General features: G+C 36.9%; 22 protein-coding genes and 1 pseudogene. 11 read left to right on the plus strand and 12 right to left on the minus strand.

Annotated features, from left to right (window positions below; translation table 11 throughout):
• From hisA to AC0IWE_RS12105, 4 genes are all read left to right on the plus strand, one after another.
• The gene (hisA, locus tag AC0IWE_RS12090) at positions 1-750 is read left to right on the plus strand and encodes a 1-(5-phosphoribosyl)-5-[(5-phosphoribosylamino)methylideneamino]imidazole-4-carboxamide isomerase (protein ID WP_055914524.1); all 750 of its coding nucleotides are present in this window, start codon (positions 1-3) and stop codon (positions 748-750) included.
• A 120-nt stretch (positions 751-870) separates the two neighbouring features.
• Positions 871-1989, plus strand: coding sequence for an imidazole glycerol phosphate synthase subunit HisF (gene hisF, locus AC0IWE_RS12095; RefSeq protein ID WP_471794033.1), 1119 nt, complete (start codon positions 871-873; stop codon positions 1987-1989).
• A 64-nt stretch (positions 1990-2053) separates the two neighbouring features.
• The gene (gene hisIE / locus AC0IWE_RS12100; RefSeq protein WP_463493204.1) at positions 2054-2677 is read left to right on the plus strand and encodes a bifunctional phosphoribosyl-AMP cyclohydrolase/phosphoribosyl-ATP diphosphatase HisIE; all 624 of its coding nucleotides are present in this window, start codon (positions 2054-2056) and stop codon (positions 2675-2677) included.
• Between the two features lie 81 nt (positions 2678-2758).
• The gene (locus AC0IWE_RS12105; RefSeq protein WP_471793266.1) at positions 2759-3655 is read left to right on the plus strand and encodes a WD40 repeat domain-containing protein; all 897 of its coding nucleotides are present in this window, start codon (positions 2759-2761) and stop codon (positions 3653-3655) included.
• 1 nt (position 3656) lies between these two features.
• On the opposite strand, the gene AC0IWE_RS12110 is transcribed toward AC0IWE_RS12105, so the two are convergent.
• The 3 genes from AC0IWE_RS12110 to AC0IWE_RS12120 form a co-directional block, all read right to left on the minus strand.
• Positions 3657-3959, minus strand: a complete 303-nt coding sequence (locus AC0IWE_RS12110; RefSeq protein WP_471793267.1) for a hypothetical protein — start codon at positions 3957-3959, stop codon at positions 3657-3659.
• Positions 3960-4118: 159 nt separating this feature from the next.
• Complete coding sequence (locus AC0IWE_RS12115) at positions 4119-4325, minus strand: hypothetical protein (protein ID WP_055914532.1); 207 nt, start codon at positions 4323-4325, stop codon at positions 4119-4121.
• 280 nt (positions 4326-4605) lie between these two features.
• Complete coding sequence (locus tag AC0IWE_RS12120) at positions 4606-5391, minus strand: C40 family peptidase (RefSeq protein ID WP_471793268.1); 786 nt, start codon at positions 5389-5391, stop codon at positions 4606-4608.
• Between the two features lie 110 nt (positions 5392-5501).
• On the opposite strand from AC0IWE_RS12120, the gene AC0IWE_RS12125 reads away from it, so the two are divergent.
• Positions 5502-5954, plus strand: a complete 453-nt coding sequence (locus AC0IWE_RS12125; protein ID WP_055914956.1) for a universal stress protein — start codon at positions 5502-5504, stop codon at positions 5952-5954.
• 314 nt (positions 5955-6268) lie between these two features.
• Here AC0IWE_RS12125 and AC0IWE_RS12130 read toward each other — a convergent pair whose 3' ends face one another.
• The gene (locus AC0IWE_RS12130) at positions 6269-6619 is read right to left on the minus strand and encodes a 4Fe-4S dicluster domain-containing protein (protein WP_055914541.1); all 351 of its coding nucleotides are present in this window, start codon (positions 6617-6619) and stop codon (positions 6269-6271) included.
• A 78-nt stretch (positions 6620-6697) separates the two neighbouring features.
• Here AC0IWE_RS12130 and AC0IWE_RS12135 point away from each other — a divergent pair, with 78 nt between their 5' ends.
• The 6 genes from AC0IWE_RS12135 to AC0IWE_RS12160 all read left to right on the plus strand — a co-directional run bounded on the left by AC0IWE_RS12135 (position 6698) and on the right by AC0IWE_RS12160 (position 12518).
• On the plus strand, positions 6698-7714 hold the full coding sequence (locus AC0IWE_RS12135; RefSeq protein WP_471793269.1) for an acyl-CoA reductase: 1017 nt from the start codon (positions 6698-6700) through the stop codon (positions 7712-7714).
• Positions 7715-7782: 68 nt separating this feature from the next.
• Positions 7783-7986 (plus strand): hypothetical protein, encoded by a 204-nt coding sequence (locus tag AC0IWE_RS12140; protein ID WP_057932355.1) that lies wholly within the window; start codon positions 7783-7785, stop codon positions 7984-7986.
• 1 nt (position 7987) lies between these two features.
• Entirely contained in the window at positions 7988-8671 is a 684-nt protein-coding gene (locus AC0IWE_RS12145) for a cell division ATP-binding protein FtsE (RefSeq protein ID WP_471793270.1), read from the plus strand.
• A gap of 128 nt (positions 8672-8799) precedes the next feature.
• A complete protein-coding gene (locus AC0IWE_RS12150) occupies positions 8800-9381 on the plus strand; it encodes a nucleotide exchange factor GrpE (RefSeq protein ID WP_471793271.1) in 582 nt (193 codons plus the stop codon).
• A gap of 177 nt (positions 9382-9558) precedes the next feature.
• Positions 9559-10722 (plus strand): molecular chaperone DnaJ, encoded by a 1164-nt coding sequence (gene dnaJ, locus AC0IWE_RS12155; protein ID WP_055914551.1) that lies wholly within the window; start codon positions 9559-9561, stop codon positions 10720-10722.
• A gap of 878 nt (positions 10723-11600) precedes the next feature.
• The gene (locus tag AC0IWE_RS12160; protein ID WP_471793272.1) at positions 11601-12518 is read left to right on the plus strand and encodes a Ppx/GppA phosphatase family protein; all 918 of its coding nucleotides are present in this window, start codon (positions 11601-11603) and stop codon (positions 12516-12518) included.
• Between the two features lie 43 nt (positions 12519-12561).
• Here AC0IWE_RS12160 and AC0IWE_RS12165 read toward each other — a convergent pair whose 3' ends face one another.
• The 8 genes and pseudogenes from AC0IWE_RS12165 to ccsA all read right to left on the minus strand — a co-directional run bounded on the left by AC0IWE_RS12165 (position 12562) and on the right by ccsA (position 19036).
• Entirely contained in the window at positions 12562-13239 is a 678-nt protein-coding gene (locus AC0IWE_RS12165; protein ID WP_471793273.1) for a carboxypeptidase-like regulatory domain-containing protein, read from the minus strand.
• A 52-nt stretch (positions 13240-13291) separates the two neighbouring features.
• The gene (locus AC0IWE_RS12170; protein ID WP_471793274.1) at positions 13292-13858 is read right to left on the minus strand and encodes a Maf family protein; all 567 of its coding nucleotides are present in this window, start codon (positions 13856-13858) and stop codon (positions 13292-13294) included.
• A 70-nt stretch (positions 13859-13928) separates the two neighbouring features.
• On the minus strand, positions 13929-14318 hold the full coding sequence (locus AC0IWE_RS12175) for a Spy/CpxP family protein refolding chaperone (RefSeq protein WP_055914962.1): 390 nt from the start codon (positions 14316-14318) through the stop codon (positions 13929-13931).
• 183 nt (positions 14319-14501) lie between these two features.
• Positions 14502-15029, minus strand: coding sequence for a KdsC family phosphatase (locus AC0IWE_RS12180; RefSeq protein WP_471793275.1), 528 nt, complete (start codon positions 15027-15029; stop codon positions 14502-14504).
• Positions 15030-15093: 64 nt separating this feature from the next.
• A complete protein-coding gene (iscX, locus tag AC0IWE_RS12185) occupies positions 15094-15336 on the minus strand; it encodes a Fe-S cluster assembly protein IscX (protein ID WP_025143141.1) in 243 nt (80 codons plus the stop codon).
• A gap of 90 nt (positions 15337-15426) precedes the next feature.
• Positions 15427-15759: a 2Fe-2S iron-sulfur cluster-binding protein gene (locus AC0IWE_RS12190; protein ID WP_029275355.1), complete on the minus strand. Its 333-nt coding sequence runs from the start codon at positions 15757-15759 to the stop codon at positions 15427-15429.
• Positions 15760-15821: 62 nt separating this feature from the next.
• Positions 15822-16565, minus strand: a complete 744-nt coding sequence (locus AC0IWE_RS12195) for a Rossmann-like and DUF2520 domain-containing protein (RefSeq protein ID WP_471793276.1) — start codon at positions 16563-16565, stop codon at positions 15822-15824.
• Positions 16566-16569: 4 nt separating this feature from the next.
• A pseudogene (gene ccsA, locus AC0IWE_RS12200) lies at positions 16570-19036 on the minus strand (cytochrome c biogenesis protein CcsA).

The following is a 19036-nucleotide window of genomic DNA, read 5'->3' on the forward strand; positions in this document are numbered from 1 at the left end:
ATGTACATAATACCTGCTATTGATATTTTGGATGGAAAAGTGGTCCGTCTTCGTGAAGGTGACTATAACCAAAAAACGGAATATGATGTTTCTATCCCCGAAATGATAGAAAAATACCGTTCAAATGGTACAGATTTTATCCATATTATTGATTTGAATGGAGCCAAAGGTGATTTCAGTAATCAAAAAACGCTTTTCGAAATCATCAAGAAAACTGAAATGAAAGTGCAGTATGGCGGTGGTATCAGAACCATTGAGCAGGTAACGAATTTACTAGATGCCGGAATTCACCGCGTAATTGTAGGTACACAAGCCATTACCAATCCTGAATTTTTACCACAGTTAAGCGAGGCTTTTGCTAAAAAAGACGATTACGCCAACCGCATTGTAATTGCAATCGACGTTTTAGATGAGGTAATTAAATATTCTGGCTGGATGGAAAGCTCGCCGATTAAACTGATGGATTATGTTGATAAATGTCTTTCATTAGGATTTTTCCGCTTCTTATGCACTGATATCAGCAAAGATGGAAAATTAGGAGGTGCAGCAGTCGATTTATATGAAAAATTGCTTGAACACTCTCCAATGATCAAATTAATTGCTTCAGGTGGTGTAAGTTCTATGGAAGATATTTATGAATTGGCCAAATACCCAATTAGAAGTGTAGTAGTTGGAAAAGCAATTTACGAAGAACGCATTACCATCGAAGAAATTAAAGAGTGGAATTTGAAGGCTTTATCGAGTATCTAACCCCCCAACCCCCTAAAGGGGGAGTTAATAGCATAATTAAAGATGACTTATAAAATAAATGAGGATGATTTTGATTTTTTACAAGTCAATGAACCTAATATGTTCTATGGTGCATCAAATATGATTTTTGAAAATGCTAAACGCCTAAGAAACAAAGTCACTGAAGCTGAAAATTTACTATGGCATGTTATCAGTAATAAGCAATTAGGAGTAAAATTTAGAAGACAACACCCTATTTCATCTTTTATCGCTGACTTTTACTGTCATGAGGCAAAATTAATTATCGAATTAGATGGAAGCATCCATGATCTACCGGAGGTTATTAATAATGATATTGAAAGACAAAAAGTTCTCGAGGGATTTGGAATTAAGGTAATGAGATTCAAAAACACTGAACTTTACAATAATTTAGACTCAGTTTTGGAAAAGATAAAAGAAGCCATACAGGCTAAGCAATTTGCATCTCCCCCTTTAGGGGGCGGGGGGCTAAGTAAAAGAATAATCCCTTGTTTAGACGTTAAAGACGGCCGTACGGTAAAAGGTGTAAATTTTGTTGATTTACGTGATGCTGGCGATCCGGTTGAACTAGCGGCACAATATGCACAACAGGGTGCTGATGAATTGGTTTTTCTTGATATTACCGCAACCCACGAGCGTCGGAAAACGATGATTGAAATGGTTAAATCGGTTGCCAGGCAATTAAATATTCCTTTTACCATTGGTGGTGGAATAACCGAAATTGCGGATGCAGAAGCATTATTAAATGCAGGAGCTGATAAAATCAGCATCAATTCGGCCGCAGTTAGAAATCCAAAGCTAATTGAAGACCTGGCTAAAACTTTTGGAGTACAATTTGTGGTTTTGGCTGTCGATACTAAACATGTAGACGGTAAAAATATGGTTCACTTAAATGGTGGACGATTAATTACCGAGCTGGAAACCGAAAGCTGGATAAAACAGGCAGAAGATTTAGGCGCAGGAGAAATCCTGTTAACCTCTATGGACCATGATGGTACAAAAGCAGGTTTTGATTGTGGATTATTAAGCAAAGTAAACCAAATGATCAATATCCCAATTATAGCATCAGGTGGAGCAGGCAATATGGAGCATTTTACTGAGGTTTTTGAAAAAGCCAATGTTGATGCCGCACTGGCAGCTTCGGTATTTCATTATGGCGAAATCCTGATTCCTGATTTAAAGCAAGAATTAAAAAGGAACAATATTCCGGTAAGAATATAAACCCCTAAATCCCCTAAAGGGGACGTTACCACTCAATATGGTAAAGTATAAAATAGAATAATAAATGATTGAAAAAAAAATAGATGTTAGCCAAATTGACTTTGGCAAAACTCCCCCTTCAGGGGGCTGGGGGGTCCCGGTAATCATTCAGGATCATAAAACTTTAGAGGTTTTAATGTTAGGCTATATGAATGCCGAAGCATTGGAAAAAACGCAAGCTGAAGGCAAAGTAACTTTCTTTTCGCGTTCTAAAAATCGCCTTTGGACAAAAGGTGAAACCAGCAATAACTTCTTGTTTGTTAAAGAACTTTTTGTAGACTGTGATAACGACACCATTCTGATTAAGGCCGATGCCGTTGGGCCTACCTGCCATACTGGTAGCCGAAGTTGTTTTAAAACAGATTTCAATCAAAATTTCATCTTCGAACTCGAAAACATCATTACCGATAGATACGAAAATCCTGTTGAAGGTTCGTATATCAATAAAATGCGTGCTAAAGGCTTAAACAAAATTGCTCAAAAAGTTGGTGAAGAGGGTGTAGAAACCGTAATCGCTGCCTTAGCTGAGTCGGAAGAAGAATTAATTGGTGAAGCATCAGATCTTGTTTTTCACCTTTTATTTTTATTGAAAGAAAAAGGTTTATCGATTCAGGATATAGCGAAGAATTTAGAGAAAAGACACAAATAAGGTTTGAGGTAGAAGGCGTAAGGTTTAAGGTGCTATATGCCTAACCCTACACCCAAAACCTTAAACCATGAACCTTAAGAAATGCTCAAACACCTACATACCTTCCCCGGACACCAAAACCCTGTTTATGCGCTTGCCAACTCAGATGAAGATGGTGTATTTTTTAGTGCAGGCAACGATAAAGGTGTTGTAGAGTGGTCGTTAAATGAGATGGCTTTTGTGAAGGTTAAAATGCCAGTGCAGAGTTCAGTTTATTGTTTGCACTATTATAATAAACAACTATTTATCGGTGAACGCAGTGGGGCTTTTAGTGTTTATGATTTTAAGGAGCAAAAGGTAATTAACAGAATAAATGCACATACCAAGCCGATTTTCAATATACAAACCGTAAAAGAAAAAAATGAGCTTTTAACCACTGGAGAAGATGGTACTGTTGCAGTTTGGTCGATTAATGATTTTACAGAAATTTATCGCTTCCAGGTGGCTTACGATACCGTTAGGGCAATTGCCATTGCACCCAATGAACGTGAAGTGGCCTTTGGCTGTAAGGATCATTTGATCAGGATTTACAACCTTGCAGATTATAGCTTGAAACAATCATTGGAGGGACATTCATTACCTGTTACCTCTTTGGCTTATCATCCCACAGGCAAATACTTAATTTCGGGAAGCAGAGATGCACAACTAAAAATATGGGATCTGCCGAATTACGAACTCAGAGAAACCGTTCCGGCGCATATGTTTACCATTTATGATATTGCCTTTCATCCTACCCTGCCTTATTTCGCTACTAGCAGTCAGGATAAGAGTATTAAACTTTGGGATGCAGAAAACTTTAAACTGTATAAAATATTAAGTTTAGAAAAAGCAGGTATAGGGCATACGCATTCGATTAATAAAATCATCTGGAGCAATGACGGCAAATACTTAATTTCTACAGGTGATGATCAGCAGGTGATGGTTTGGGAGATGGAATAATTTAAGATTTCTTTTTATTTATTCTTTTCTGCAGCTCTTTTATATCAGCTAAGTCTTTGAGCCTTCCAGAAGCAACCTTATTGGCAATAAAATCCTGAACATTGATAAAAGGCGTGACTAAACCATCAATTTCAGCATCAATTTTGTTTTCGAAGGCTTCATCAAACTCAACACCCGAAATTGCATTTAATATATCAATCCTTAACGGTGGATAGCCAATTTGTGAAACATAGTTTTCTTTTAAAAAATCATCTTTCTTAAACCCTAGTGATGCGAAACCGAATTCAGTCAATACATCAATCATTTTTTCAGCGTTTTCGTGATCTGGCTTAATCCAAATTATCTAAATCACCAGTATGTCTGGGTCTGCCATGATATGCTAAAGCATGAGCACCCACAATCATATATTTAACATCATGCTTATTTAAGAGTTCTATAAACTCTATAAAGTCAGGCTCAAATATCATAATTTACGATGTGTTATAACCTTATCCATTTTTTCAGGAAATGAACTATTTAACCAGGTGAAATAACTTTTCCTTAAAGAAACGACAGTTTTAAGCCGTTCTTCTGGAGCCTGAGCAAGCCAAAAGGCAATATCCAAAGCATCTTCATCCTCCATCTTTACCTGATTGAACACCATTGCCATTTTCCTTATTTTCGGCTCCATATTCGCTTTAATTATCTATACAAATATAATCAAAAAGAGCAAAAAAGGGACATAGATGATGCTTTGCATAAAGGTTTTGTGTTGTTGGTCGGCAAATTATGGTTTAGGAGATGGATAACTAGTTTTTTAATTTTAAGCTCCGTCATGCTGAATTTATTTTACAAGTAGAAATATTATTTTTAATTGTCTTGTAGCTCCTGCGTGGTCAGCATCTTTCTTGATAAAAATACCCTGAAATAATTTTTGTTTGCCATTGCGTCCAAAACCGCATTCCACAAACTTAATCCACAAATCGTTTAATAATTCTCAGTTTATGCGAATATTTACCTAATTCTTTATTAAAAATACCCTGATCATCAATTGGATCTATTTTTACTTTGGCTGAGGAATGAATAATTTCATTTGGACTGAGCATAATACCTACGTGAGTAATTCTGCCTTCGTCGTTATCAAAAAAAGCAACATCACCAGCCCTGCATTCTGCCAAAAAACCTACCAACTCGCCTTGCTCTGCCTGTTGCGAAGCATCGCGGTTCAGTTTGATGCCCAACATTTTAAATACAGTTTGGGTAAAACCAGAACAATCAAGGCCAAATAAATGCCTTCCACCCCACAAATATGGTATGTTCTGAAAAAATTTAGCAGTTTCAGTCACCTTATCTGTAAAATTTACAGCACTTTTATCATATTCTCCGAAATTTAACTTAAACTTTTCTTCGCCCGCATAACAAAAATCATCCTTTAAAAATGGAAGGTTACTGGCCGGACTCAAATGATAGCTACTTCCATCAGCCGCTGTTAATACGTTATTAAAACTTAATGGGGCAAGTAACTTACAATCATGCATTTCTGCAAACTGATTTTGGGTAATTGGTGCCAATTGCCTAAAATCCATCCAGCCCTCATAACCGTCATAACCATTCTGAATCAGCCACCATCGATCTTCTTTCTGTATAATTTCGACATGATCGCCAAATAAAAGTTGCGAAACAATTTCTGCCTGATCTGATGCATCTGCTCTTAAGGGTGCTACAGCAACCCTACAAATACCGTATTGATTTTCCATTTAAATCTGCTCGTGAAACTATTGTAAAACTAATAAAATACATCCATTGCCTAACATTTTGCATGCAAATTTGTTATTTATATGATGATCACCTTTTAAATCAGCTTGCCATGAATTTTAAAAAAATATTAATCGCCGTTGATAACAGTACCTGCTCAGAAAAAGCGGCAAAAGCCGGTTACGACATGGCCGAAAAATTTGGAGCAGAAGTTGCATTGGTTAACATTATCGAACCAGTACCTGCCAATGTAAATCCAGATTTAACCCTGGCACCTGTATTTTTGGAGACTTACGACAATAGTGAAGAAAACAGCCATATCTTACTTAAAGAAATGGAAACTAAATATGGAAAAGGAATTACCACAACTTATTTAAGCATAGTAGATACCGCAGCGCATGGCATTATACAGCAATCTGATGAGTGGGGTTCTGATTTAATTGTAATTGGTACTTACGGCCGCACAGGATTATACCACTTCTTAATGGGAAGCGTTGCAGAACACGTTGCAAGGAAATCGGCCTGCCCAGTGCTAATTATCCCTAATAAATGTGATGTTGATTAGGTTTAGGATAATTGCGGACTGATTAATAGATTAATAATCTACGTCGTCATTTCGAGCGGAGTGCAACGAAGTCGAGAAATCTTATAGCTTTCAGCATTGCTACTGTTGTTATCATACAGAACCCGTTCGCTATCTTTTTACATGAATAATACCACGCTTATAGATTTCTCCATTCCACTTCGTTCCAGTCGAAATGACGTGTCTTCTATTTAATCACTGCCAATCGGTAAAGCTCCGGCAAAAAGAGTGAAACCTTATAAAACAAAAAAAGTCTCACTTTAGGTGAGACTTTTTTCATAAATATTTAAGGTTGACTACCCTTCTTGGTGTAACCAGGCTTTTTTAGCCAACAATTCATCTTCTGTTTCGCGGATATCTTCGTCATCTACACAACAATCAACCGGACAAACTGCCGCACACTGTGGCTCATCATGGAAGCCTTTACACTCCGTACACTTATCGGATACAATGTAATACACTTCATCCGAAACTGCTTCCTGTGCTGAGTCAGCCTCAATTTGTTGATTACCAAAATCAATGATACCGTTTAAATTGGTACCATCAGAAAAACGCCATGCAGTACCGGCATCGTAAATTGCGTTATTAGGACATTCCGGTTCGCAAGCCCCACAATTTATACACTCATCTGTTATTTTAATCGCCATGTTTTCGTCTAATTCTTTTGCTTAGTTTACCTTTGCGATGCAAATATAATATATAATCACTTAATAATAATTCTAAATATGTCAGCATTAACTCAAGAAAAAGCAATATCCGCGTTTAACCAACTAGGCACATTGCTTACAAACCCTACTGACATACTAGGAAATGCATTTTATAACGCTGAAAATACCAATGTATGGTTCACAGCAGAAAATATAAAAAAATCTATTTTATCATTTGCTGAGATGTTAAATGAGGCCGATTTAAGCGTTTGGTTCAAATCAATCAGGTTTAGTAACTCCCCAAAAAAGGTGGGTTTAATTTTAGCAGGAAATATTCCTCTTGTAGGTTTGCATGATGTTTTAAGTGTACTGGCTACTGGAAATATTGCCCTGATAAAACTTTCTTCGGCTGACGATAAATTGATTAAAGCGGTAATTGCAGCACTGATAGAAATAGAGCCCGCTTTTGATACCCACATCCAATATGTAGAACGTTTGAAAGATTTTGAGGCCGTTATTGCCACAGGAAGTAACAATTCATCACGCTATTTTGATTATTATTTTAGCAAAGTGCCAAACATCATCAGGAAAAACAGAAACAGTGTTGCCGTTTTAGATGGTTCGGAAAGTTTTGAAGACATCCAGAATCTGGGCAACGATATTTTTGATTATTTTGGATTAGGCTGCAGAAATGTAGCAAAACTTTATTTCCCGAAAGGTTACGATATTGCTAATTTTTATGAAGGAATAGAAAGCTTTCAGCCCATAATAAACCATTTTAAATACAATAATAATTACGATTACAATAAATCTATTTACCTGGTTAATGCAGCTAAGCACTTCGACAACGGATTTTTATTGTTAAAAGAAGATGAAAGCCTTACCTCGCCACTGGCTGTTCTTTTTTATGAAGAATATGAACATCTGCATGAGGTTGAAGAAAAGTTGAAAGATAAATCTGAAAACATTCAGTGTGTGATTACCAAATCTCCTTTAAATTTTAAAACTTATGATTTCGGCCAAAGTCAGCACCCAAAACTTTGGGATTATGCCGATGATGTAAATACAATTGAGTTCTTGAACAAGCTAAACTGAATTTCTGTATTTTAGTGTTTAAGCTTTCTCCTTTGGGCTTTCAGCTTAAATAGCTATTTTTGGACACAATGTATATCGTTAAAGTTAAAGGCATAGCCAAAATTCCAGATTACGTACAGTTAAGAGATGACAAGTTTACACTTTTAGCTTATTTTAGGGTAGATAGACCTGATAAATCGCTGGAAAAACTCGGACTTGGAGACAAGCAGGAATACATTATGGAAATGGTTAAAGATTTGCCTTTCGGGCAGATTGCAAAATTAGAAATATAATATGGCAGGCAATTCAGTAATTCATTTAAGCAATGTTGATGTTTTTCAGCAGAAACATTTAGTCCTCTCCAACGTAAATTTACATATCGAAAGAAACGAATTTGTTTTCCTGATCGGGCAAACAGGCTCCGGTAAGAGTAGTTTGCTTAAAATATTATATGGCGACCTTCATATTGGTAATGGCGATGGTAATATTGCTGGTTTCGACCTTAAAAATCTAAAAGAAAGTCAGGTGCCTTTTTTACGCCGTAAATTAGGCGTGGTATTTCAGGATTTTCAACTACTTACTGATAGAACAATTGAAAAAAACCTCGAATTCGTACTTAAAGCAACAGGTTGGAAAGACGAAAAACTAATTAATGAACGCATTAAAGATGTTTTAGACAAAGTTGGTTTGCGTTCTAAAATTAAAAAAATGCCACATGAAATTTCGGGAGGTGAACAACAGCGTATCGTTATTGCGAGGGCTTTGCTAAACGATCCTGAAATTATACTTGCCGATGAACCTACAGGAAATTTAGATCCGGAAACATCAGAAGAAATTGTAACCCTTTTAAAGCAAATTAGCCAGGCCGGAACTGCGGTTTTAATGGCCACGCACGATTACCACATTATCCGTACTTTCCCTTCACGCATTATTAAATGTGAAAATGGTGTGGTGCATGAAGATGCACAAATCGTATAAAAAATTCTGACACCCGTCAGCTAATCAGCCAATCTGTTCAGATAAATACAAATAAATCTGACAGCTTGGCTGATTTCCGTTTATGGCAAAATAGTTGAGATTAACACAAAAAAATTCAGCCTAGTATTATGTTTAATAAGAAGAAAAATAACGATAAAGAAGAAAATATAATGAATCCTGAAAATACATCAGAAAATACTGCTGAAAATGTAGAGAATACTGATGCTTCTGCAAATGAAACTGAGCAGGCTCCAGAATTATCTGCTGAAGAAAAATTGCAAGCAGAAGTTCAACAGCTTAACGACAAATATTTACGTTTATACGCAGAATTCGACAATTATAAACGCCGTACCCAAAAAGAACGTATAGAATTATTGCAAACCGCTGGTAAAGATGTAATTGTATCGCTTTTACCAGTTTTAGATGATTTCGACCGTGCATTAAAAGCAATGGAAACTGCTGCTGATGTTGCTCCGGTAAAAGAAGGTATTTTGTTGGTTAGTACAAAACTGAAAAACACACTGGCACAGAAAGGCCTGAAAGATGTAGAAAGCATCAGCCAACCTTTTAATACCGATTTCCATGAGGCAATTACCAATATCCCAGCCCCTACTGAGGATTTAAAAGGAAAAGTAATTGATGAAGTTGAAAAAGGATATACCTTAAATGATAATGTAATCCGCTTTGCTAAAGTTGTAGTTGGAGCATAAAAAAGTAATTATTGAATGATTGAAATTTGAATGGTTGAATGCTAAATACCATTCTCTTATTCCATCAGTCATTTAATGATTAATACAGAAATAATTATTGAATAATTGAATTTTGAATAATTGAATTAACATTCTCTTATTTCCATCACTCAATCATTCAATCATTTTATAAAGAAGATGAGTAAAAGAGATTATTACGACGTATTGGGCGTAGCCAGGGGCGCAGCTGCTGATGAGATAAAGAAAGCCTACCGCAAGATGGCGATCAAATATCACCCGGATAAAAACCCTGGGGATAAAGCTGCTGAAGATAAATTTAAGGAAGCTGCCGAAGCCTATGAGGTATTAAGCAGTCCGGAGAAAAAACAACGTTATGATCAATATGGTCATGCAGGAGTTGGCGGCGCAAGTAGCGGTGGCTACGGCGGTGGCGGCATGAACATGGACGATATTTTTAGCAATTTCGGCGATGTATTTGGCGGCCATAATCCTTTCGAAAGCTTTTTCGGCGGTGGTGGTGGCGGTCAGCAACGCGGTGGCCGTAGGGTTGCCAAAGGTTCTAACCTCCGTATAAAAGTTAAATTAACCCTTGAAGAAATTGCACACGGCGCAGAGAAAAAAATCAAGGTTAATAAATTAATCGTTTGTAAAACCTGCGATGGCTCGGGCGCAAAAGATAAATCATCGGTAAGTACCTGTGGTACCTGCGGAGGTAGCGGCCAGGTGCGTAGGGTAACCAATACCATTTTGGGCCAGATGCAAACAGCATCTACATGCCCTACTTGTAATGGTAGCGGACAACAGATTACTTCTAAATGTACTGTTTGCCATGGAGACGGTGTGGTACGTGGAGAAGAAACCATTACCATTAACATCCCTGCCGGAGTAAGTGAAGGCATGCAGTTAAGCATGAGTGGAAAAGGAAATGCTGCTCCTAATGGCGGTATCCCAGGTGATTTAATTATCTTAATTGAAGAAACACCACACGAAACCTTAAAACGTGAAGGCAATAACATTGTATACGATTTGCATTTAAGCTTTGTTGATGCTGCTTTAGGAATGAGCATCGAAGTACCAACCATTGATGGTAAAGCAAAAATTAAAATCGATCCAGGAACTCAAAGTGGTAAATTATTGCGCTTAAAAGGTAAAGGTTTACCAGAAGTGAACTCTTACCACAGGGGTGATGAAATTATCCATATCAACATCTGGACACCAAAAGCTTTAAGCAGCGACGAACGCAGTGCCTTAGAGAAACTTCGTGAATCTCCAAACTTTAAGCCTCAACCAGGTAAAAACGATAAGAGTTTCTTCGAAAGAATGAAAGAATACTTCGAGTAATTATTAATATTAAATTTAAGAACCGATGTCGCAAGCATCGGTTTTTTTTATGCAATCGTCATGCTGATTTTATTTCAGCATCTGTATTAATTCACCTCACCTATCTAAGAAATTGTTTGCCTTGGGGGTTACCAAATTTGCAAAACAGGTATTAAACAACAATTTAGATGAATTCAAAAATGCCTTTAGAAAAAACTTAATAGAAGTATCAATATTCACCTATCGGTTGGTGTCTCACCTACCGAAACTAAGCAACCTTTATAAACGAAATTACATGATTGCTTTAGCTTAATATTTTGACCTGTAAGATAACAGTAATTTGAAAAGCAGTTGAGTAATTATATTAGCATCAGTCGGGCTATACGCTATAGCTCCGAATAAAAATCGGAGGCTGCCGCTGCTATCCCGTTTATTAACAACAGCTTTTGCTACTATTTGAGGTAGCCTGGCCAGCGCCAATTTTTCACCTATCGGTTGGTGTTTCATTGACTGAAAATGAGCAGCATCAAAGGATTAAATTACATAATTGTTTCACCTATCGGTTGGTGTCTCACCGACCGAAACTAAGCAGCATTAAAGGATTAAATTACATGATTGTTTCACCTATCGGTTGGTGTCTCACCGACCGAAACTAAGCAGTATCAAAGGATCAAATTTCACCTATCGGTCGGTGTCTCACCGACCGAAACTAAATAGTACTTGATAAACACCATGCTATTTCCTCCAAAAACCACAGGCCTCAATAAAATAAACCTGATAGCAATGGTATTTCGTTCTACTTCGTTTAATTTAGCAAAAACATTAACGAAATTTAATGGATAGCAGGACCACAGTTTCCGAAGAAACACTGCTATTGCTTTCCAAAATACAAAAAAACTATGCGCATTGCTATTATCGATCTTGGCACCAACACTTTCCATTTGCTTATTGTTGAAACAGAGGGAAACCAATTTGAAATTCTTTATAAAACCAATGTACCCGTTAAGTTGGGCGAAGGTAGAATTAACGATAATCTCATTATTCCTGAAGCCTTTGAAAGAGGAATAAGCTGTCTTGAAAATTTTAGCCGGACCATCTCCGAGTTCCGGGTTGATGAGGTAAGGGCGACAGCTACTTCGGCGGTAAGAAGTGCTAAAAATGGAAATGACTTTGTAGATGTGGTTAAAACTAGAGCAGGAATAACGATCGAAACCATTACTGGCGATGAAGAAGCTGAATTCATTTACCAGGGTGTAAAACTAAGTGGTGCAGTTACTGAGCTATCGTTAATTATGGATATTGGAGGTGGGAGCGTAGAATTTATTCTTTGTGATACCGAAAGATTAATCTGGAAGAAAAGTTATAACATTGGCGCTGCACGTTTAATGCAACAGTTCTTTAAATCCGATCCATTGGCCGATGAAGAGAAAAATGCCATTTTGTTCCATGTTCAAAATCAATTGACAGATCTTTTTGATATCTGCGAAAAATATAAACCAAAAATACTAATCGGTTCAGCTGGTGCATTTGAAACATTTGCAGCACTTATTACGAGAAAAAACAATCAAAAGGCAGACATTGCAACGATGAAAACTTTAGCATTGAATTTTGATGATTACATAGAAACAGCAATTAAAATACTCAATTCAACACATCAGGAAAGAACCGAAATGCAAGACATAATTCCTTTACGGGTAGATATGATTGTTATTGCTGCCTTGATCACCAATTACATATTGGGTAGAACAAAAATAAACCATTTGAAGCTTTCTACATATGATTTAAAAATGGGCGTACTTGCCAGTATGATGCAATGATAGATAGCCATTTCTATAGCTGGCTTCTTTACACTAATGTAATTTACTTCTTTTTTGGTGCAATTATCATACGTCCCATAATCATGGGTTCTGCTTTTTTAAGCTTAAGGTCATTCTGTTTGTCTTTAGAAAAATTGAGTATTAGCATCCCATTATACCGTATACTTTCAACAATTATCTGGTTATTTTTAACGTTGAATTTATCACCTAAACTTATCTCATACCGGCCGTTTTCATCGGTTGTTGCAAAAAACTTGGTATCAACAATCGTTAATCTAATCCCTGCTGCAGGCTTGTTATCGGCACCAAAAACATAACCATATACTTTTTTAGGTACAATCGGCTTTGTATCTGCGTGTTTGTGGTTAATGCTTTTTATAGTTTCAATTGGTGCTTTAATATTTTTAGCCTTTGCATCCATCACAAAAATGCTCATGCCTATAGCCAGTACACCAAGATATTTCATCCAGTTTCTGTTTGTTGTTGGCATAACCGACAAATGATAATTTAGCTGGTTTAATTGAGTTTGGCTCAACCGGCCGCATACAGAAGAACTTGAATTGGATAATACACCGATGATTTCGGCATTAGTATAGCCTGAAAAATCAATTACATTTTTACTGCAGGCTGTACAAAAATTAAAACCTGCACCCTTTTCCATTTCATCCCAATTTTGCAAACAGGGTTCAGCAATGGTAACTTCGTTAATTCTCATTTTCATCGTGATCATTTTATTAGATGATGTAACGATGTAGGAAATTCCACAAAGAGATTTAAATAAATTTAAGGAGTTCGTTATAAAGCTTTTCGGTTGGCAAGCCCATTACATTCGTATACGAACCCTCAATGCGCTCTACTACAACAATTCCCCACCAATCTTGCACACCATAACTTCCTGCTTTATCATAAGGTTGGTAATTATCGATGTAGAAATCAATTTCCTCACTGGTAACGGCTTTACAGTACACTTCTGTACGATCATAAAATGAATGGCTTTTATCGCCCTTAACAACCGTTACGCCTGTAAATACTTCATGCCTGCTGCCAGAAAGTTTTTTGAGCATTTCCTGTGCGTGTGCCCTATCGCTTGGTTTGCCTAAAATTTCGCCATTTAAAGCTACAATAGTATCGGCGGTAATTATAATTTCACCATCTCCGGTAAACGCCTTTGCTTTTTGCTCTGATATATAAACTGCAATTTCTGCCGGACTTAAACCATCAGGATAACGCTCATCAACATCTTTTAATTCTACTTTAAAATTTAAACCCATAAGGGTTAACAGTTCTTGTCGGCGTGGCGATTTAGAGGCTAAAACAATAGGGGGAAAATTTACAGGCATATTTTATTTTTTTTGCTAAAATAAGAAAAGCGGCCTAAAGCCGCTTTCTTATTTAATATTTTAACAAGATTTAGTTGTTGCCACCACCTTGTCTACGTTTTTCCATTTCGGCACGTTGCTCTTTTTGCCAGGTTTCGTAAGTTTTTTTCTGATCGTCAGTTAATACAGCATTTACTTTTGCATCATTATCAGCACGCATTTTTTGCATTTTCTCTCTCATTGCATCTCTATCACCACCTTGCATTTCTTCGCGCATTTTTTTCATGGTTTCAGCCTGCTCAGTAAAAACAGCTGTTAATTTCGTTTTTTGATCGTCAGATAGTTTTAATTTCTCGTCTAACTGTTTTACGCGGTCTTCAGGTTTCATCATCATTCTGCCTTGTCCACCACCTTGTTGTTGCGCGTTAGCGAAACCAGCTATACCTAGCATTAATCCGCAAATCATCATTAATTTTTTCATGTTGTTTTTGTTGTTTTTGGTTGAAAATTGAGATGGTTTGAGTCTAAAAAAAAACAATAGTTTAATGGCAAAATGTAACTTAGCTGTTGCAAATTACAATGTGCCGCGTTTCACACTTTCCTAAATAACTTTGTTAAGACGGAATTATTATGCAGCACCCAATAAATTATAAATTAAGCTAAATTACATGCCAGAATCGGCAGCGTTCGGATTTTCATCATGCCATCTGCCCTGCACTTTCATCACTTTTTCGATAATATCGCGAACAGCAGTTTTGCCTCCTTTGAAGGGAGATACAAATGTAGAAATGGCTTTTATTTCTTCTACGGCATCAGCCGGACAGGTTGGAAGACCTACCAGTTTCATAACTTTTAAATCAGGGATATCGTCGCCCATATAAAGCACTTCTCCGGCAGTAATATTTTTATCCTGAAGGTATTGATTAAAGATGGCAACCTTATCTCCGGTTCCAAGGAAAACATCGGTAACCCCTAAATTGAAGAAGCGTTTTCCCATTGCAATACCATCACCACCAGAAATGATACAAATGTTATATCCCTTTTTAACTGCCAATTGCATGGCATAACCATCTTTAATGTTAAATGTGCGTAGCGATTGACCATTATCAGTAACCTGAACTGAGCCATCGGTAAGCACACCGTCTACATCAAAAATGAAAGTGGTGATCTCTTTTAGTTTCTGTAAAAACATTCGCGCGTTTAGGGTTAAGCGCTCGGTGCTTACTCTGGACTGAGGACTCCGAACTCAGGACTAATTACTGATTATCTCTCCACTCGTACACCCAGGCAGATTGAATTTGCTCTAAATGCCCTTCGCTGCTTTCCTCACGGGTACCTTTAAAGTTTGGTAAGGATAAAACCCATTCTAAAAGTTCGGTAAAGCGGATACGGTAGATTTTAGCTTCTGTAAAGTCATCACCGAATTTCTCATATAAAGACATTGCAATATCTTCATAATCATTCCAGTAAAAAGGTAAAGCAAATTTATCGTTGTTCATGTTGTTTTGTTGGTTAATTGTTGAAATTGGTTAATCGGTTAAATTTATAAATTGGCTAACCGACTAATGACTTTTGCTTTGGGACTATAACTAGTGACCCATAAAGTCTGATTGATCTGGAATGGTAACTTCAATATCGCCATTAATTACCACACATTGGCAACCCAGGCGGGAAGTAATTTTCGGACGGACAGCTCTGTCGATAAAGTCTTCTTCTTTGTCGGAAATCTCTTCGATATTATCCATGCCCTTTGTTACGTATACATGGCAGGTACTGCAACCACAAACACCACCGCAGTTGTGTTGTAATTCGATTCCGTTATCCAGACAAACATCTAAAACAGATTCTCCCGCGGCTATTGGCAATTCAATAGATTCGTGATCTGCTTCTTCAAAATTTATTTTTAATTTAAAAATGCTCATAATTATTTTGCAAAAGTAATAAGCAAAAGCCGTAATAATACTATTTCAGCGTTAATTTTATGCTATCGCTTAATGTTTGATAAATATTCTGCAACCCGGGCATGCTTGTTAACATGCCTCATGTGCTTATTTAAAGTATTTTCATCAGCCCGTACTGCTGGTCCCGTTTGCACATTTTCAGGCAGATTGCTCATTACCTTATCAGCCGTCTCGGCAATTAAAGGTCTGATGATTTCGAAATCCAAATCATTCTGATTCAAAATTTCATTGGCTAAAGTGTAAAGGTGGTTCGGAAAATTACAGGCAAACACGGCAGCCAGGTGTAATACTTTTCGCTTCTCTCCATCTAACGGATATACTTTAGTACTTAATTTGCTAGCTAAATTGGTTAAAACAGTTAGTTGATCTTCGTTACTAGCTTCAATACAAAGTGGAATATTTACGAATGAAATTTCCTTCCCTTTAGAAAAAGTTTGCAAGGGATAAAAAACACCCGCATTTTTCACCAGTGAGGATAAAGTATTAATATCTGTAGTTCCTGATGTATGCACCACTAAACCATTTACATTTTTTAATGATCTGGCAACTGCGGCAATGGCATCATCTTTTACCGAAATAATATATAAATCAGCATTCTGTTCAAGATCATTTAAATCGCTTACTGCTTTGGTTTCTATTAAAGTAGCTAAAAACTGTGCATGATTAAAATTAGGGCTATAAACTTGCACCACTTCTTCACCTACAGCCTTTAAAGCCTTGGCCAATTGTGTGGCAACATTACCTGAACCTAATAAAACAATCTTCATGTTGTTATGCTACTTTGGCCTCTTTTCTTCTTCTGAAAATTGAAAGTAAGAAACCAACAACCATTACAATGGTACCTGCCCAATATAAATTGATAAATGGAAACTCAATTGCTTTAAAAACAACCCAATCTTTAGCTTGTTGAGGTTTTTCAAAAATCTGAAGTTCCACTTTTTTCTCATCTGGTAATACCCTCGAAAAACGGAATTTCAGATCAAGTTCATCAACCTTACGTGCGAAATCAAAAGTATTGTTACCTTTTATTAAAAAGATAGGCTCTGTGTTGTAAATTTTACCCGCAGCACTAATCTCTAAAGGTAAACCAACAGCGTAATCGCCCTGGCCTAATGCTAAATCTTTTGCGGTAGGTTTTCTGTTTAAATCTTTAACGGTAACGATTCCACTTGAGGTATGAATGGTATCCCCTACAGAAACCTTTACAATACGAGGTGCTTTATAGTTTTCATCATCCGAATGCCCTTCATGGTCATCATGCGATTCTTGTTTAACAGCCGCACTCGTAATGTGTGTATAAACATCGTAAGTTAAATAGTGCTTGGTATCAGGAGATGCAATTAAGCCCATTTTTTCATTTGCCTGAACATGCGGATGCAAGTTAAAATCTTCTTTAACCTTACCTTCTTTATCTAAAACTTTAAAATTAAGCGTATAAATGGTATTTGGTGCCACTGTGGTATCGGCTACATAGGTTACAGTATACTTACCCATTTGTTTTGGCTCGTTTTTATATAACATGATGTTCTCGCCAGGCTTTTCTGTCTTTTCAAAACCTTCTACAGGAATAAATTTATTCGCATTAATGGAAATTGGCTTATTTGTAGCGGCAGAAATTAATGCACCTAAAATTAAAAAAGCAAAACCAATGTGAGCAATTGCAGATCCGGCCAGTTTGGCTTTACCACCAAAAGCCTGATACAATATGGCTGCATTGGAAAGTACAGCAAATAAACAACTAAAAGTAATCAGGATGTACATGGTGTTGGTGTAGATTTCTGCTACATAGACCAAACCTGCAGTTAAAACAATTGAAAAAACAATTGCAGAAATTAAGCTGCTATAAAATTTGCGCGGGTCGGTTCTTTTATATTTTAAATATTGAGAAAAACCTGAAATTAATGTAATTAACACCGCAAATGGTGCCTGCCATTGGTTGTAATACTTTACAGCATCAATAGGAGGAGTAAATTTAGTGCCGAAAGCCTTATTAAAGACTGGCACTGAAGTAGAGAAAATAACCTGAATACAGGCGATGGTTACTACCAAAGCTCCGATAAACATCCAGAATTCGCGCGAATAGGTTTCTTCATCTTTGGTGGTAATCGGCAATTCTTTCCACCTGATTACAATTAATACAACTGCTAAAACGGCAAATACAACATTATATAAAATTAAGTGCCCAAACATACCCATATCGGTAAATGAGTGAACGGATGTATCGCCTAAAATACCGCTTCTGGTTAAAAACGATGCATAAAGCACCAATAAGAAACTTAAAAATACCAATGCAATGGCTGTAAAATAAGCATGACCGGTATTTTTATATGCAATCATTACGTGTACAGCACCAATTAAGGTTAACCATGGAATTAAAGAGGCATTTTCTACAGGATCCCAAGCCCAGAAACCACCAAAATTTAAGGCTTCATAAGCCCAAAACGAACCCATAATAATACCTGTACCTAAAACCATTACCGCAAAAAGCGTCCACGGTAATGCTGGTTTAATCCATTCTTTATATCTTTTTTGCCATAAAGCTGCAATTCCGTAAGCAAAAGGAACAACCATACTTGCAAAACCCAAAAACAAAGTTGGCGGGTGAATAACCATCCAGTAATTTTGCAACAATGGATTTAATCCTCTCCCATCAGTAATGAATTTTAAATAATTAGCGAAATTTTCAGGATTTGCAAAAACAACAGGTGCCATTGATTTTAAATCAAGAGAATCTCTTAGTAGAATAAAAGGAGAACTTCCGATGCGCTCGCCTAAAATTTCTACACCCAAAAGCATCGATGTTAAAAACACCTGTGAAAAGGCCACAACTGTCATTACAGGAGCGCTCCCAGGTTTTAGCTTTCCAGATTAATAAAGTACCTAAAAATGATTGCCAAAAAGCCCAAAGCAAGAAACTACCTTCCTGACCTTCCCAAAAAGCAGAAATAATAAAGTGTATTGGAAGCTGCTTTGATGAGTGCCAATAAATGTAACTGTACTCATTGTAGTGACCTAATACTAGGTAGAATAAAATTGCTCCTATACCAATAATACAAGCAAAATTAATTAAGAACCCAATACGGCCTAAATTTCGCCAGGATTTATCTTCTAAATTCTTCTCGCGACTGGCATAAAAGTATGCGATTGTTGAAAGTAATGATGCACTAAACGCCAGTACAATAAAAAACTGACCGATTTTACCCGGCAGCAGGTGTTCGCCTACAAATTGAATATCCAT

It is taken from the genome of Pedobacter sp. AC402 (genome assembly GCF_979252805.1).

Bases quoted from the DNA above. Each gene is read 5' to 3' on its own strand.
- hisA (WP_055914524.1), top strand. From the start codon at position 1: ATGTACATAATACCTGCTATTGATATTTTGGATGGAAAAGTGGTCCGT.
- hisF (WP_471794033.1), top strand. From the start codon at position 871: ATGATTTTTGAAAATGCTAAACGCCTAAGAAACAAAGTCACTGAAGCT.
- hisIE (WP_463493204.1), top strand. From the start codon at position 2,054: ATGATTGAAAAAAAAATAGATGTTAGCCAAATTGACTTTGGCAAAACT.
- AC0IWE_RS12105 (WP_471793266.1), top strand. From the start codon at position 2,759: ATGCTCAAACACCTACATACCTTCCCCGGACACCAAAACCCTGTTTAT.
- AC0IWE_RS12110 (WP_471793267.1), bottom strand. From the start codon at position 3,959: ATGATTGATGTATTGACTGAATTCGGTTTCGCATCACTAGGGTTTAAG.
- AC0IWE_RS12115 (WP_055914532.1), bottom strand. From the start codon at position 4,325: ATGGAGCCGAAAATAAGGAAAATGGCAATGGTGTTCAATCAGGTAAAG.
- AC0IWE_RS12120 (WP_471793268.1), bottom strand. From the start codon at position 5,391: ATGGAAAATCAATACGGTATTTGTAGGGTTGCTGTAGCACCCTTAAGA.
- AC0IWE_RS12125 (WP_055914956.1), top strand. From the start codon at position 5,502: ATGAATTTTAAAAAAATATTAATCGCCGTTGATAACAGTACCTGCTCA.
- AC0IWE_RS12130 (WP_055914541.1), bottom strand. From the start codon at position 6,619: ATGGCGATTAAAATAACAGATGAGTGTATAAATTGTGGGGCTTGCGAA.
- AC0IWE_RS12135 (WP_471793269.1), top strand. From the start codon at position 6,698: ATGTCAGCATTAACTCAAGAAAAAGCAATATCCGCGTTTAACCAACTA.
- AC0IWE_RS12140 (WP_057932355.1), top strand. From the start codon at position 7,783: ATGTATATCGTTAAAGTTAAAGGCATAGCCAAAATTCCAGATTACGTA.
- AC0IWE_RS12145 (WP_471793270.1), top strand. From the start codon at position 7,988: ATGGCAGGCAATTCAGTAATTCATTTAAGCAATGTTGATGTTTTTCAG.
- AC0IWE_RS12150 (WP_471793271.1), top strand. From the start codon at position 8,800: ATGTTTAATAAGAAGAAAAATAACGATAAAGAAGAAAATATAATGAAT.
- dnaJ (WP_055914551.1), top strand. From the start codon at position 9,559: ATGAGTAAAAGAGATTATTACGACGTATTGGGCGTAGCCAGGGGCGCA.
- AC0IWE_RS12160 (WP_471793272.1), top strand. From the start codon at position 11,601: ATGCGCATTGCTATTATCGATCTTGGCACCAACACTTTCCATTTGCTT.
- AC0IWE_RS12165 (WP_471793273.1), bottom strand. From the start codon at position 13,239: ATGAAAATGAGAATTAACGAAGTTACCATTGCTGAACCCTGTTTGCAA.
- AC0IWE_RS12170 (WP_471793274.1), bottom strand. From the start codon at position 13,858: ATGCCTGTAAATTTTCCCCCTATTGTTTTAGCCTCTAAATCGCCACGC.
- AC0IWE_RS12175 (WP_055914962.1), bottom strand. From the start codon at position 14,318: ATGAAAAAATTAATGATGATTTGCGGATTAATGCTAGGTATAGCTGGT.
- AC0IWE_RS12180 (WP_471793275.1), bottom strand. From the start codon at position 15,029: ATGTTTTTACAGAAACTAAAAGAGATCACCACTTTCATTTTTGATGTA.
- iscX (WP_025143141.1), bottom strand. From the start codon at position 15,336: ATGAACAACGATAAATTTGCTTTACCTTTTTACTGGAATGATTATGAA.
- AC0IWE_RS12190 (WP_029275355.1), bottom strand. From the start codon at position 15,759: ATGAGCATTTTTAAATTAAAAATAAATTTTGAAGAAGCAGATCACGAA.
- AC0IWE_RS12195 (WP_471793276.1), bottom strand. From the start codon at position 16,565: ATGAAGATTGTTTTATTAGGTTCAGGTAATGTTGCCACACAATTGGCC.